13 protein-coding genes are annotated in these 13,673 nt (G+C 41.9%); 5 read left to right on the plus strand and 8 right to left on the minus strand.

Annotation, left to right across the window (positions count from 1 at the left end; translation table 11 throughout):
* The first annotated feature begins 98 nt into the window (after window positions 1-98).
* The 3 genes from M1P97_RS18330 (at window position 99) to M1P97_RS18335 (ending at window position 3,166) form a co-directional block, all read left to right on the plus strand.
* On the plus strand, window positions 99-2,429 hold the full coding sequence (locus M1P97_RS18330) for a lamin tail domain-containing protein (RefSeq protein WP_249389824.1): 2,331 nt from the start codon (window positions 99-101) through the stop codon (window positions 2,427-2,429).
* Window positions 2,430-2,547: 118 nt separating this feature from the next.
* A complete protein-coding gene (locus M1P97_RS26305) occupies window positions 2,548-2,670 on the plus strand; it encodes a hypothetical protein (RefSeq protein ID WP_262923244.1) in 123 nt (40 codons plus the stop codon).
* A gap of 58 nt (window positions 2,671-2,728) precedes the next feature.
* Window positions 2,729-3,166 (plus strand): DUF5053 domain-containing protein, encoded by a 438-nt coding sequence (locus M1P97_RS18335; RefSeq protein ID WP_249389825.1) that lies wholly within the window; start codon window positions 2,729-2,731, stop codon window positions 3,164-3,166.
* A gap of 15 nt (window positions 3,167-3,181) precedes the next feature.
* Here the strand turns inward: M1P97_RS18335 and M1P97_RS18340 are convergent, their stop codons facing one another.
* On the minus strand, window positions 3,182-4,315 hold the full coding sequence (locus M1P97_RS18340) for a clostripain-related cysteine peptidase (protein WP_249389826.1): 1,134 nt from the start codon (window positions 4,313-4,315) through the stop codon (window positions 3,182-3,184).
* Window positions 4,316-4,461: 146 nt separating this feature from the next.
* Here M1P97_RS18340 and M1P97_RS18345 point away from each other — a divergent pair, with 146 nt between their 5' ends.
* A complete protein-coding gene (locus tag M1P97_RS18345) occupies window positions 4,462-5,025 on the plus strand; it encodes a DUF3575 domain-containing protein (RefSeq protein WP_195373397.1) in 564 nt (187 codons plus the stop codon).
* Between the two features lie 7 nt (window positions 5,026-5,032).
* Window positions 5,033-5,536 (plus strand): DUF3868 domain-containing protein, encoded by a 504-nt coding sequence (locus M1P97_RS18350; protein WP_195373398.1) that lies wholly within the window; start codon window positions 5,033-5,035, stop codon window positions 5,534-5,536.
* 71 nt (window positions 5,537-5,607) lie between these two features.
* Here the strand turns inward: M1P97_RS18350 and M1P97_RS18355 are convergent, their stop codons facing one another.
* The 7 genes from M1P97_RS18355 to M1P97_RS18385 form a co-directional block, all read right to left on the minus strand.
* Window positions 5,608-6,525 carry an Rpn family recombination-promoting nuclease/putative transposase gene (locus M1P97_RS18355; RefSeq protein WP_249389827.1) on the minus strand — a complete coding sequence of 306 codons (918 nt, stop codon included), beginning with the start codon at window positions 6,523-6,525 and terminating at the stop codon, window positions 5,608-5,610.
* A gap of 808 nt (window positions 6,526-7,333) precedes the next feature.
* On the minus strand, window positions 7,334-8,242 hold the full coding sequence (locus M1P97_RS18360) for a fimbrillin family protein (RefSeq protein ID WP_195373400.1): 909 nt from the start codon (window positions 8,240-8,242) through the stop codon (window positions 7,334-7,336).
* Between the two features lies 1 nt (window position 8,243).
* Window positions 8,244-9,119: a fimbrillin family protein gene (locus M1P97_RS18365; RefSeq protein ID WP_195373401.1), complete on the minus strand. Its 876-nt coding sequence runs from the start codon at window positions 9,117-9,119 to the stop codon at window positions 8,244-8,246.
* 81 nt (window positions 9,120-9,200) lie between these two features.
* Window positions 9,201-10,133, minus strand: a complete 933-nt coding sequence (locus M1P97_RS18370) for a fimbrillin family protein (protein ID WP_249389828.1) — start codon at window positions 10,131-10,133, stop codon at window positions 9,201-9,203.
* A 51-nt stretch (window positions 10,134-10,184) separates the two neighbouring features.
* Window positions 10,185-11,096 carry a DUF5119 domain-containing protein gene (locus M1P97_RS18375; protein ID WP_249389829.1) on the minus strand — a complete coding sequence of 304 codons (912 nt, stop codon included), beginning with the start codon at window positions 11,094-11,096 and terminating at the stop codon, window positions 10,185-10,187.
* 122 nt (window positions 11,097-11,218) lie between these two features.
* Window positions 11,219-12,076, minus strand: coding sequence for an AraC family transcriptional regulator (locus M1P97_RS18380; RefSeq protein ID WP_249389830.1), 858 nt, complete (start codon window positions 12,074-12,076; stop codon window positions 11,219-11,221).
* Between the two features lie 14 nt (window positions 12,077-12,090).
* A complete protein-coding gene (locus M1P97_RS18385) occupies window positions 12,091-13,620 on the minus strand; it encodes a glycoside hydrolase family 10 protein (protein ID WP_249389831.1) in 1,530 nt (509 codons plus the stop codon).
* Between the last annotated feature and the right edge of the window lie 53 nt (window positions 13,621-13,673).

A 13,673-nucleotide genomic window follows, 5' to 3' on the forward strand; every position in this document is an offset into this window, starting at 1 on the left:
AATGTTATAACTTTACCGCATCCAAAATCGAACGCGCGTAATAGTTGTAAACTATTAGGGTGCAAAGATAGATATTTTTAAAACAAAACTATATAACTATGAAACAATTTATTCTTATTATCCTTGTATTACTTCCTGTTTGTGTATTTGCACAGTTCACAGAAACTTTTGATGGGCCGGAAATTACTTCCTCTAATCAGTGGAAGGGTGATTTAAATGATTTTGTGATATCTGATGATGGATGGCTTCAGCTGATTGGTGATTCAGAAAAGAAATCATCGGAGCTTAAAATACCTTTATCTTTTGCTGATAATATGGAATGGACATTTGATGTGAAGATGGCTTTTAAACCAAGTGATCAAAACCATATTCGTTTTTATTTGCTTACAGATAAATATACATTACCAGGCGGCTTAGTCGATGAGTTCTATGTACAAATAGGCAGTACAAAGAAAACGATTACTTTACGTCGTTTGCGTGAGACTGAAAAGTCTCCTAAACGAGTTATTGAAAAAGAGTTAGATATATTGAAACAGGAGTCCGTTTTATTAAGTATAAAGGTGACTTTAGAGAATAGGAAGTTATGGTCGCTATATGTTTGTAATGTTGGTATGGATACGTATACTTTGTTGGGAACCTATGAGCAACATCTTTCTTCCAGAATAAAATCTATAGAATCAAGAATTGCTTGCTTTTATTCCAAAAAAGTTAGAGGACATTTTATTGACAATTTGCATATAACATCTCCAGATGATATTCCGGTTGATCCTGAACCGGAATATCCTCCTGTAGAGGCTGCTTTACCGACATTGTTAGATATTATGCCATTAAGTCTTAGTGAGTTGCAATTTACATTCGACTTGCCGGTTGATATATCGAATGCACGGTTCTCAATTACCGGAATTGGAAATACAACATCTATTTCTTACGTTAATACGGAGATGGTAGTAAAGACTGTTTTCCCAAAAGAAATGACTCCGGGAGAGAATTATACTATTTCTTATAATGGGTTAACCGATTTAAATGGAAATAAGATGGATGCTTATTCTCAGGATTTTACTTTAGAAGATGATGAGGAAGAAAACATTCCCCCTTCTATTCTTATCAACGAAGTTATGGCAAAACCAGGGGATGGTCCTCTTTTTGAATATGTGGAGTTATATAATCCGACAGATCTTATATTCTCATTGAATAAATTAGAACTTTGGAATGGGAATAAACATAAGAGATTACCAGATGTTGTATTGCCACCTCATGAATATGCATTACTATATAATGATACTATAGATTATAGTGGTGAAGGCGTCGCTATACCAATTGAAAAGTTTTATGCTTTGAATGATGGTGGAAAGACGCTTGTTCTAAAAAGTTCAGATGGAACTATTATCGATGAATATGAATATCCTAAAGCCACTCTTGCTAAATCCTGGGAACGCTCCGATTCCGGTGATTGGCATCTTTCTTCCGATCCCCGCGGAGGAACACCTGGCTCTGTTAATTCTTCAGGAGTGGAAGAGCCGGATAAACCCAATAAGCCGGAAGAACCGGTCGAGCCTGATAAGCCCAATAATCCCGATGAACCTTCAATAATCGTAGAACCAGGCGAATTCATCTTTAACGAACTTCTTCCCAATCCTTTTGCCGGTGGTGCTGAATACATCGAACTATATAACCGTTCGGATTGTTCGTTGCCGGTTTCCGGATTATCTGTTGCAGTCCGTAAGACCGATGGAACATTAAATACCCGTTACCCGCTATCTTCCGTTACCTCTATGATTGAGCCGGACGGTTATGTGCTGTTAACAAAGAATCTGTCGGGTGTTACCGATTTTTACACAATCCTGTCTTCCTCTTCCTTGTTTGAAATACCCAAACTCCCTATACTGGCAAATACATCTTCTACACTTGTTTTGTTCCGTACTGAAGATGAAACGGTAATCGATGAAGTCTCCTATTCCTCCAAATGGCATGTCCCTTCTGTCAAAGACCAGAAAGGCGTAGCCCTTGAACGGATTGACTCCGAAGCTGAAACACAATCGGCTGCCAACTGGACTTCCGCGTCAGCCACGGCTGGTTACGGAACTCCCGGATACCGTAATTCCCAATCCGATGCATCGTCTCCCAATGAACCGGATAAGCCGACCGGTATCGAAGCCCCGGAGTGGGTTCCCGGTTTGGAGCATTATAAAATTACTTATTATCTGGATCAACCGGGATACAGTTGCCGCGCCTTTGTCTTCAACATCGCCGGCCAGCATGTTGCCGAAATAGCCAACCATGAATTATTGGGCCTTTCCGGGGAGCTGACCTGGGACGGTTCGTCGTCTGTAGGAAGGAAGTTGCCAACAGGTGTTTATATCTTTTATGTGGAACTGTATCATGTTAGTGGACAAATGAAGACTTATAAGAAAGTGTTTTTGGCAAAATGACGATAATATTAATAACCGGTTAATAATTTTATTGCTTTGTATTTGTGGAATATACTTTAGTGTATTACCTTTGGAGTGTTTCTGAAGTACAGGGCATTAACCATAAAACTTAATGCTTATGAATAAGAAAGAATTAGAGGAAGGAAAGGCCTCATTAAAAAGAACCTTCTATATTATAGCAGGATTTATTCAGATCGTTTGGCATCAGGTAGAATCATTCAGGAAGAGATGGATTATCTGATAATACAAATAGATGTTGTCTTGGATTGGTATATTGGCTTAACTAAAAATAAGGAGGAATGATTATGGATGAAAGAGTCTTTTTCTCAACAGAGGAAATGTATGAAGAGTTTCTTCGTTTTTCAAAAATGAATGAGGCAGAACGTGAAACGTTTTCTGAAGAAAATATTCTTAAGATAAAGAATATGTCTCAGGAAGAGTTGAAAGAGTATGATAAAAACCTGATTAAAGGCATGACACAAGCTGTCGAATTTGCTAAAAAAGAGGATCCGGAACTTGCATTATACATGAAAATGAGAGAGGCGTCACGATATATGTCTTTGGCTCCGGTTGCAACCGATTACTTTGGAAAAACAAAGCAGTGGCTTTATCAGCGTTTGAAAAATTATAATGTAAATAATAAGCCGGCAACCTTTACCTTTGCTGAAAAAGAACAATTCCGGCAAGCCCTTTTGGATATCAGTCGAAAGATACAGGAAGCTGCATTGAGTCTTTAAAAAAGAAAGGCGGTTTTATTGATAAACCGCCTTATACCATTGTGTATTATTTCTGTACCAGTCGTTCAACTGAGTCAAATTTTCTTGTAATGGATAGATAGATAATCCGGAGAACGTGTTGACTTTCGTCTCTCCACCTTTTGAGCAATAAATATAATCGGTACTGTACCTGCTTGTTACTGCTTTGTCCATACAATCCGTGAAGCGGGTAAACTGTTCGTCTGTAGCCAGATGTTTTATAAGGTCGCTCAAATCATACAGTCTTGTCGGTGCGCTGGGTAAGTAGGATAATGTCTGTATACCCGAATAAGGTAATGAATAAGTACCTTCTTCCCCTCCCTTAGCGGTAATAATCTCCTTAGTGATGGCGGCAAGATCATTCAACTCGCTTGTTTTCGTTACGGCAATACAGCCAAAAGGACTTCCATTATTCTTGTAGTGTTCGTAAAAACCTTTTGCCACTCCGTCGAGGTTCGCTTTTGTCTCAAATAAATAAGGAAGTACTTCCTTGTAAGGGAATCCTGCAGCAAGAACTTCTGCAGGTGATGCCACGATATAATCTGCTTTATCTTTCAACTCGTACACACATTCGACACCTCCCATACTGCAAACATCGAAAAGCAGGAAGTCAAAATGATATTCATCGGGTATACCTTTAGCCAACTCATGTATTTCCATGTTTTTACCAGCCTCTTCACCGAACGATTTAAGCATCTTATTATAACCGGAAGGTAACCAGGAAGTACCATGGCTGGAAAAGATCATGCCGTAGCTGTCTGCCGGAAAATCAGTTGCAACCCTGTTGATTACGCTTTTCATCACTTCCGGATCGATTGCACTTTGGTTAGTATAATCTTCAATATGATGCTTGGTTACGATACCATTCGTACCTTCTTTGATCTGATAAAGCTCCGCACTTTTATCACTCTTTGAATAATAAACGATCAGATTTCCTCCATTCAGGTTCTTTGGGGTAGCGACAGAAATCATATCTTCAATATTCTTGCTGATATTCGATCCTAAATTGCTGGCAACAACATACATCAACACAGTCCGTTTTGGCCCTTCTTCCTTAAACTCCTCCTTCGTACAACTCCCGAATGCAAGGACGATAAGTAGGATATATATAAAATACTTAATCTTCATCATATACTAGTAATACTATTTCTTACAAAGGTACGGATAATTTTTATCCACGCGATGAAATTAATATCATTTCTATCTATCGGGACATTCTTTTTATTTATATTTGTAGGCTTAAATTAATTGAGAATCAATGATTAAATAAAACTAGTATGAACAAACTCTTGTTGATATTCCTGACATCTTTATGTGTCGGGATGGGGGTAAAGGCACAGGTCGTGGCTGTAAAGTCGAACGTGTTGTATGATGCAACAGCTACGGTGAATCTGGGTGTTGAGGTGGCTTTCAACAAACACTGGTCGTTGGATATCTCCGGAAATTATAACGGATGGGATATTGTCAGCGATAAATCGTGGAAACATTGGATGATACAGCCCGAAGGACGTTACTGGCTGCATGAAAAGTTTAACGGACATTTCTTTGGCGTGCATGGTATCTACATGGATTATGATATTTCCAATTCCAACTTCCTGTCGGTGATGAAAAAAGACTATATTTACGACGGTAACGGATATGGAGGCGGTGTTTCCTACGGTTATCAGTTGTATCTTTCTCCGCACTGGAATATTGAGTTTTCGGCAGGTGTCGGCTTTATACATTTCGAGTACGATAAATCGGTTTACCCGACTACCGAAGACGGTTCTTCTGCAAAGTACCGCAATAACTATTTCGGGCCGACGAAACTGGGCGTAAGTATTACTTATATCATAAAATAAGCGAACAATGAAAACTTCATTCTACATATTCTTTTTCTTTTTGATCATGCAGGTGTTGCCGTCGCAGGCACAGACATCTGTTTATAAAGGAATGGTCAATATTAAGCAAAATAAGATTGAGCTTGAAAAGGGTGTCTTATCGTTGGATATGGATGTCAGCCTGTGCGGACTGTCTGTGGGGCGTCTTCAGAGCCTGGAGCTGACTCCGGTGTTACGTAACGGAAGTAATTCTGTGCGCCTGCAACCTATCCGTGTCAACGGAGCGAACAAACAAAAGATGTATAAGCGGGCACTGGCCTTTCAGGGGAAAGCGGCTGCCGATGGGAATGCTTACGTAGTTTTGGAAAGCGACCCGGCTCTATTGCAGGAAATTTCTTATAAGAAAGAAGTTCCTTTCCTTCCGTGGATGCAACATGCCGAACTGATCCTTGTTGGCGAACTGAATAACTATGATGATATCCCGGTTCAGGTTTATACGGATGTCCTGTCGGATGATCTGAATATCCGCTAACTTCATTAATCATATAATAGCAGCGAAAACTCTTTCCGCAAAGAGTTTTCGCTGTTTTGTATTCATTCCATTCAGCAGAGTGTTTCGATTTCTTCTACCGATATTCCTGTGCATTTAGCTATGTTGGCAGTTGCCATTCCCATGCGTTTCATATTGGCTGCGGCCTGATGCAAAGCTTCTGCTTTCCCTTCTGCAAGCCCTTCGAGCCGACCTTCCCATTTGGCAGTGTCGAGAACGTCGTTCTGGATCATGATCGCATTCAGATGCTCGTCGTATGCATGGCGCTCACTCGACGACATGGAGTAGTATTTTAGTTTCTCGCGGGCTTCGCGAAGACCGGGAGTAGTTGTATCGGGACGGATCGTGCCGTCTTTCAGGTATGTGATCCATTCGTCGAGCGGTGTTGTAGCCACTTTGTCGAATTCGTTTACGCGGATCAATATATATTCCGGAAAGATTTCTGCCGGCAGGCGAGTGATGACAGCGTCACGATCGCGCGCGTTGATACGCAGACAGTCACCGGTATGCACACCGGTGAAGTGGTTCTGACCATGATAGATATAATCCGTTCCTACGCCGAGGTCGAAATAAAGGATACTGATGGAGTAGACTTTTTTCACATTCTGATAGCCATCCCCTAATGATATATGTTCGGTGATGGCTTTGGCTACACCGTAGAGGATACGTTCGAGATAATGCACTTCGCGAGTGTTCTGGATTTCGACAAAGATAATCTCACCTTTACTGTTCTTGGCCTTGATGTCGACACGATTGAACTTGTCGTCAGCCCTCTCCTGGTTTCCTTCGCTTTCAAGGATTTCGAGGATATGGACTTCTTCACGCAGCATGACAGTCAGAAAGCCGTTGAGCACACCAAAATTGGCCTTCTGACGTAGCAAACGCTTGATGGCCCAGTCAAATCGGATATACCGGTCCTGTAACTTTTGTCTTTCATTCCCTGCCATGGCTTTCGGATCTAAATCTTTCATAATTAAGTGTTTTGTGTTAATATCTCTACAAATATACGTAATATTCATGTGCAACAAGGAATAATAAGGGATAATCTTAGTGAAATTTGCCAATGTGCCAATGGAGATCACCTTTTGTCAGATGTGAATGTAAGTGTCGTTGGTAGGGGTGGGGAGTAATTATTAATTGAGACTTGAAGGCTGGTACTAAATGTTTTCCAAATGAACTATCATACTATCATGATTTCATTATACCATTTGAATATCAATAAACACGTTAATGATGGTCGCCTGTTTTAACTATCATTCAACTATCATAAACTATCATAAAACGACCTGTTTGAGGTAATGCATCGCAAAAAAGGGGATTAAAAACGATCAGATGCCTACTGTTTTCCGATAATATCCTACATATTTAGCTCAAATATGGCTGTTATTTTCACGAAAGCTACTTATTCTTCTCCTTGAGATCCCCTTTTCAGGCCCTTTTACACCCGGGGGTGAACGATGCTAAGACCCGGATCCCAATACCCTTTACACCCGGGTCTCGGAAAAGAAAAGTTCCTACTTCGCTGAAAATAAGTCATATACCCAGCCTGTTTTGCTAGGCTGTTTTATGATAGTATGATGGTTGAAAATGGAACTATCACACGAACTATCATAGTCTGTAAGCATTATATTTCAATACGCAAGAAGTCAAGAATGATAGTATGACAGTTCTGTTGGACAATATCCGTTTATGTGTAGGTTCATTATTCCTAAATGTGAGCTATCATTGAAGCGATTGGACAGACAGGGACATTTCTCTATATTGTTGACTCAGTTATTGCTAGAAGTAAACCGTCTCGTTGCTGGTTCCGCCATCTGCCCAGGGGGTAATGCTGCCCGATAAGCTTATGTCTGATGCCTGGATAGTGAAGGTGTAAATTTGTCTCTTTCCTTTTTCAAAGCCTTTTTTCGATTCGATACGATAGTCTTTGTCGCTCATTCGGACGATGAATACAGGTTTATCTACCGGATAAAGAAGAAAATCGGTAACGACCGTTGTTTCTGTTGGGGTAATAGCCTCGTTTTTACCGTCTGTGATTGTAAAGGGAGAGGTAGAAGCGTTTGCGCTTAGTACTCCGGTCTGCACATTCAACAGGATTGTCGACGGATAGTTTTCCATCGAGACGCTTTGCAAAATCATATCTTCTTTGATGTCGTCCGCTTTCTTGAATTTAAGTGTGATGGCGGAAAGGATATGGTTGAAAGAGAGATTGACTTTCTCGTCGGCTGTCGTTTTATCTTTGTCTAAGACGGGGGTAGCCCACATGATGTCGTTTTGTTTCGTCAGGTCAAAGGAGATACTTAACGGAGTGGCTGTGGCCGCTTCGTTATAAGGGTAATAAGCGTAAAAGTTTAGTAAGGTGTCGGGGTTGACAGAGTAATGGGCTTCAGTTGTACTGGTGAAGTCGTTGCTGCCGGATGATTTAGTGTATGGGGTGTTGTTTAGATCTTTGCGGATAACTTGTTCGGTTGCGTTGTTTTTGTTGTGTCCCCAACTGAAAATACCAATAGAGGCGGTTGATGGAAAGGTTTCGCCCTCGGTGATGGCTTTGGAAACAATGTTGGTTATTTTTCCACCGAATAGTATGACCGCACCTTTTCCAGTCTCGTTTTGAGGTATATCGCTATCGCTATTACAACCGAATATGAGAACGAAGAGGGTGATTATAAAATATCTTTTGTTTATCATATTAAATATTTTCTTTCACGACTGGGGTCGATTGGGGGTTATTCAGTGAGTTGATCGAAATAGTTAACGTATAGACGGAGCTTTCATTCCATGAGGTTGTCAATGTCTGTTGATCGAAAGTGACTGGATAGTAGCTATTCCCGATCTGCAAGGAAAAGCTGTATTCGCTTTTGGGGAATAATAGCAATTCTCCAGGTATTACTGTTTCGTCGTTAGTTAGTAATTGACCAAAGGTAAAACCTGTGGATAGTATAAATGTGCCTGTTGTGCCTGAGGCGATGTCTACGTTCCCATTTGTAATATCCATCGTTCCTGTGTTTGGGCCGGAAGCAATGATATTTACTGCTGAACTGGGTTCTAGTGAGTCATTGATATTACTTTTCAGTTTGAATTTGATTTGTGCCAGTTTATGGTCGAAGGTCAAATTGACTGATATAGGATGGCTTTTGTTTCCTGCCTGAGCGGAAGCATACATTAAATCGTCTTGTCCTGAGATAGAAAAGGCGATTTCGTTGGCTGTTGTTGGTTGATTCGTGTCTTGTATATAGGATGGATAGTAGCTATATAGAGTAACATCGCTGCCGTCTACCGGATAAACAACCGGCGAGTCGAATGCTAATTGCGAATTTAAGTTGTTCGAATAAGGTGAGATGCCATCTGAATATAGATTGTCAGTCCTATATATTTTTATATGTGAAATATTGTCGGTGGTAAAAGCATTAACTGCAGCTTTTGTTTCTACATCAATCTGCTTAGGGGTGTTGATAAGAATAGGGACGGGCTTCTCTATTATCTTAGCAGCTTCCTCGGCTATTTCGCTACTACATCCACAAAGGAAGAGTAGGAGGCTAAATATGTATGAGGGGTGAGCTTTCATGATGAATTAATTTAGATGACTAAATAAACAATTAGTAACTTTTCAATCAAAAAGAAGAAAAGTTACTAATTGTTTTGTTCTTTATTCAACTGTACCTGTACCACCTGTAACGGGCTCCCATTGTCCAACTGATGCTGTTACGTCAACGTTTGAAGCTTTAAATGTTAATTTAATCTCATATGCTTTACTGGCTTCAGTACTCACAACAGAAGGGTCAATAGTAATACCATCTATATTCTTTTCTGTTTTTATTAATAATTGGTATTTTGTGTCGCTAGGTAGTACCATTACATTTCCTGCAGGTTTAGCTTCTTCTGCAGTAGGACTTGCTGCAGAGTTAGGTAGAGTTAATGCTGTTGTGAAATCGTAATCAACAGGAACATTTGCTATAGTTTTGCTGCTCGTTTCTGTTAGTACCCCTTGGGTTAAATCTAACTCAACAGTAGTACTCGCATCTACCACCTCTATACTTGTGATATCTCCCCACGCATCTATAGCATCTTTATCAGCGGCAATAACCTTAATCTGCAGTTGAGTTAAAAGATGTTTGAAGTTCAATTCTTTACCAGTAGACGATTTATTTGTTCTGCTACCAGATATTTCATTGGATACCATGATGTCATTATCTCCTTGGATAGTATATGCCACTTTACCATTGGAGGCTGTAGCTCTAGGGCTATAACCAATCATATAAATAGTTTTGCCATCAGCAGGGTAATATTGGATGGGATTAAAAGATACTTTACCATCCGTGTCTACGGATATATTTCCTGCTCCTGATTCAGTCCAAAGTGATGTGGTATATGTTTTTGTAGTTTCACTAGCTATCACTTGAGCTTCAAATGCATCACCTGGGTTTACAACAGCTTTTGAACTAATTTCCAATACTCCTGCATTTAACTCAATTGGAACCTTTACATCAACTTCATCTATTGGGTCACCTTCGCTTGTACAAGCGGTCATTGCTGCAAGAGTTGCAGCAATTGAAATCATACTTAATACTAATGTTTTCATAACTATAAAAATTTAAATTGTTTGAATTTTATTCGTTGCTTGTTATTTTTATCATTCGATGACCATATTGTCTCCGGCAGAGACTTCCCACTTGTTGATCTTTACAGTGAAGGAAGCGGTCTTTTCTACCGTTACGGATACGTCTACATTTACGTTGTTGCCTTCCGTTGTGCCTATCGACTCTCCCAAATCGAGGGTGGAGGAAGAGGTAGTGCCGTCGGTGAGGGTGAAATCCAACTTGACCTCGTTTGTGGGGGTGGTGGGAGGGGTTTCTCCATGCTTGGGGGCGGTTCCTAGTATCATGATGTTTGCTTTTACTCCTTCCTTTGAGGGAGTGGTTTCAAAGTTAACCGTGGTTGTTTTATCCGGTACGATCTCTAACTTGCTTAAGTTGAAAGCCGACGGTACGCCCGATAGCCCTCCTTTGCAGTCTTTTATATGTTCCATACCGTCGACTTTTATGTCGAGCGTTACTTCGCGGATCAATGGAGTCGGACTAAACTCTCGTTTGTTCTGTGTGCCTTCGTCGGCCTCCACTTTCAGATCATTGATGGCTATCCCGTATAAAGGAGTACGTCCCGATGTTACGCTTCCGGATGCTTTTGTCTCCGGGATGTATGCTTCTGCCGTTTCGAATGACTCCATATTGCGGAACTGAATGTTATCTGCATCGCAGTTGAAGATCAGTAAACGGTATTTATCCGGTGGCAGGGTGAACTGCAAACCGTCGGCATTGCCTTCGATCTGTGTCATGGCACCCTTTTCCTGGGGATAAAAGCAATAACGTAATTTCTGGGGATTTTTGTAGCCGCTCATGGCCTGTTCCCATTTCAACGAATATGAAATGAAACCGTAGGAGGATTGTTCCGACTTGTCTTCAGGACTGCATTTTATGAAGCATGTAATGATCAATATTATGCAGACTGCTATGCCACACGTACAACCTATTTCTCCTTTTATCATTTTTGTAACATTCGTTGATTATCAACTATTGTTGTTGATGACGCAAATATATCGGGAAAAAACAGGCGAAATATTGCTTTTTCTATTCAATAAGTTGTAAAAAGTGCAAGATCCGTTGATTTTTACTGGTTTTCATCTTTCGGGGTACGCATTGAACGGGGTGACTGGCCAAAATTAGTCCGGCAGAAGTGGGAAAAGTTGGACAGCGACTCGAAACCATATTTATAACTGATCTCGGAAATAGACATTTCGGTGGTGGTCAGGTCGTTCTGGATGTCTTCACATTTCTTTTTCAGCATCCACTGGTAGGCCGGTTCACCGAACGTTTCTTTAAACAGACGGCGGAAGGTGGGCGTGCTGTATCCTCCCAACTGGGCGAAGGCTTCCACGTCCTTTGCCTTCATATAATTTTGCATAACGAAGTAACGGAAGCTTTTGCTGTAACGGTAGATCGGCGAGTAGAACGCTGCAAGATCTTTTAATGTATAGTAGCAGTTAAGCAGGTAGACCAACTCTGTCCGTTTGGCCTGCAGGAAGCCGGCGCACAACAGGTCGTCGTTCAGATACATTCTTACTCCTTCCACGAAATAGCGCAACGGCGGACACATTTCCATCACGATGGCCTCGCGACGGGAAGTCTCGGCTATGCTTGCTCCTTTGTTGAAACGCTCGTTGCAGACGTTGATCGGGCGTTCGAACAGATACAGGATACATTCTACAGCTTCGAGGACTTTGAACTCCACCTTCGAGCCGATCGGTTGCAGGATGAACTGGCCGTCACTAATGATAGTGTGGGGATGTTCTTCACTGTTTACTTCGACGGTTCCTTTCAGCAGAAAATAGAGTGTATTCTGCATGCATTTTTCCTGGGGGATTATTATCCCCTTCGGATAAGAACGATATTTAAAGATCTGCTTCCTGTATTCGGGACAGGAGGCACAATCCGTGAATTTGGTATACCTCAGATCTTGTGAGAACATATTACCCTAAAGTCTTATAACTTAACCTTTTTACTCTTTCCTGAACTTTCGTTGTGAAAACGATCGACAGCGGTCACAATATAGTGATATTTTTGCTTCCCATTGTTATAAGGCATTAAATAACTTGCCTCGCGGGTTATTTTTACGATTTTGGCCGGATTGCTCAGGTCGACCGGTTCTTTATTCTCGAAACGGTAAACTACAAAATAAGAAGCAAGTTCCGGATTTGTAGGGCTTTGTTCAGCTTGCCAGTGCAGTTTATACCCCTCGGCTGTCCATTCCGCTTTCAGCTTTTTTACTTCCTGCGGGGCGCGGTTATGCATATGGCTATAAGCCGGGATCAGGGCCGGGTAACGGTGATAGTTTCTTTTCAGGCTGTCGGCTACGCCTTTGTTGTTCCATAGGATCTCGTTGGCAGGCCAGAAACAGTTGCCTTTTACTTTCGAGAGCGAACGTTCGTAAAGCATTTTGCGGGTCAGCTGGTCGGCTTTCATGGTACGGGCTACGTCCTGACCTATATAAAGATGTGTACCTTCGGGTGTCGCATTCTTGTTCCACCATTGGATCAGGGTGATATAGTCGGCTGCCGGGTGGCCGATTTCCCAGTATATCTGTGGCATGTTGTAGTCGATCCAGCCTTCTTTTACCCAGTGGAGTACATCGGCGTAGAGATCGTCGTAGTTTTGCAGGCCGTTGGTGTTACTGCCTGAGCCGTCGGGTGTACTTTTCTTATTCCGGTAGATACCGAAGGGGCTGATGCCGAAACGCACCCAGGGTTTGGTAAGCAGGATGGTCCGTTTCAGTTCGCGGATCAGCGTGTTTACGTTCTCACGGCGCCAGTCGCCCCGTTGGGCGGAGGTGTATCCTTTGTTCAGGCCATATTTCCGGAAACTGTCGTCGTCGGGGAAAGGCATTCCTGCTGCGGGATAAGGATAGAAGTAGTCGTCCATATGGATGGCGTCTACGTCGTAACGACTTACGATATCGCGTACCACTTTACAGATGAACTGGCGGCTGTCGGGCAGTCCCGGGTCGAACAGGATCTGTTTATTATAGGTTACGAACCACTCCGGGTGTTTGTGATAGATATGCGAATCGGCGAATCGGGTATTTCCGGCCGTGCTTGCCCGGTAAGGGTTCAGCCAGGCATGAAATTCCATGTTCCGTTTATGGCACTCTTCTATAAGGAAGGCCATCACATCGAAGTTACCGGCCGGTGCTACACCCTGTTCACCTGTATAGAAACGGCTCCAGGGTTCGATATCCGATTTATAAAAAGCGTCGGCTTCAGGGCGTACCTGGAAAATGATGGCATTGATGCCACAAGCCTGCAGATAGTTGAGTTTGCGGACGAAGTCTTTGCGGAGTTGGGCGGGAGTCATATCCTTGTATTCCCCCTGAAATGCGGTTTGTATCCAGGCTCCCCTGAATTCCCGTTTATCTTTTCCTTCTGTTTTTTGAGTTGATATCTGTCTGGTTGTCGAACAAGACGTTACGACACACAGGAGTATGGCCAGCAACAGTCGGATATATTGGATCTTCATGAATTTTCGTTGGTTTGGGATTATTGTAACACATTATCAAATCTTGTGGCAAA

Origin of the sequence: Parabacteroides leei (genome assembly GCF_023369805.1) — a bacterium.
GTDB classification, from domain to species: Bacteria; Bacteroidota; Bacteroidia; order Bacteroidales; family Tannerellaceae; genus Parabacteroides; species Parabacteroides leei.

Coding starts and splice junctions, on each gene's coding strand:
- M1P97_RS18330 (WP_249389824.1), top strand. CDS start 99: ATGAAACAATTTATTCTTATTATCCTTGTATTACTTCCTGTTTGTGTA.
- M1P97_RS26305 (WP_262923244.1), top strand. CDS start 2,548: ATGAATAAGAAAGAATTAGAGGAAGGAAAGGCCTCATTAAAAAGAACC.
- M1P97_RS18335 (WP_249389825.1), top strand. CDS start 2,729: ATGATTATGGATGAAAGAGTCTTTTTCTCAACAGAGGAAATGTATGAA.
- M1P97_RS18340 (WP_249389826.1), bottom strand. CDS start 4,315: ATGATGAAGATTAAGTATTTTATATATATCCTACTTATCGTCCTTGCA.
- M1P97_RS18345 (WP_195373397.1), top strand. CDS start 4,462: ATGAACAAACTCTTGTTGATATTCCTGACATCTTTATGTGTCGGGATG.
- M1P97_RS18350 (WP_195373398.1), top strand. CDS start 5,033: ATGAAAACTTCATTCTACATATTCTTTTTCTTTTTGATCATGCAGGTG.
- M1P97_RS18355 (WP_249389827.1), bottom strand. CDS start 6,525: ATGAAAGATTTAGATCCGAAAGCCATGGCAGGGAATGAAAGACAAAAG.
- M1P97_RS18360 (WP_195373400.1), bottom strand. CDS start 8,242: ATGATAAACAAAAGATATTTTATAATCACCCTCTTCGTTCTCATATTC.
- M1P97_RS18365 (WP_195373401.1), bottom strand. CDS start 9,119: ATGAAAGCTCACCCCTCATACATATTTAGCCTCCTACTCTTCCTTTGT.
- M1P97_RS18370 (WP_249389828.1), bottom strand. CDS start 10,133: ATGAAAACATTAGTATTAAGTATGATTTCAATTGCTGCAACTCTTGCA.
- M1P97_RS18375 (WP_249389829.1), bottom strand. CDS start 11,096: ATGATAAAAGGAGAAATAGGTTGTACGTGTGGCATAGCAGTCTGCATA.
- M1P97_RS18380 (WP_249389830.1), bottom strand. CDS start 12,076: ATGTTCTCACAAGATCTGAGGTATACCAAATTCACGGATTGTGCCTCC.
- M1P97_RS18385 (WP_249389831.1), bottom strand. CDS start 13,620: ATGAAGATCCAATATATCCGACTGTTGCTGGCCATACTCCTGTGTGTC.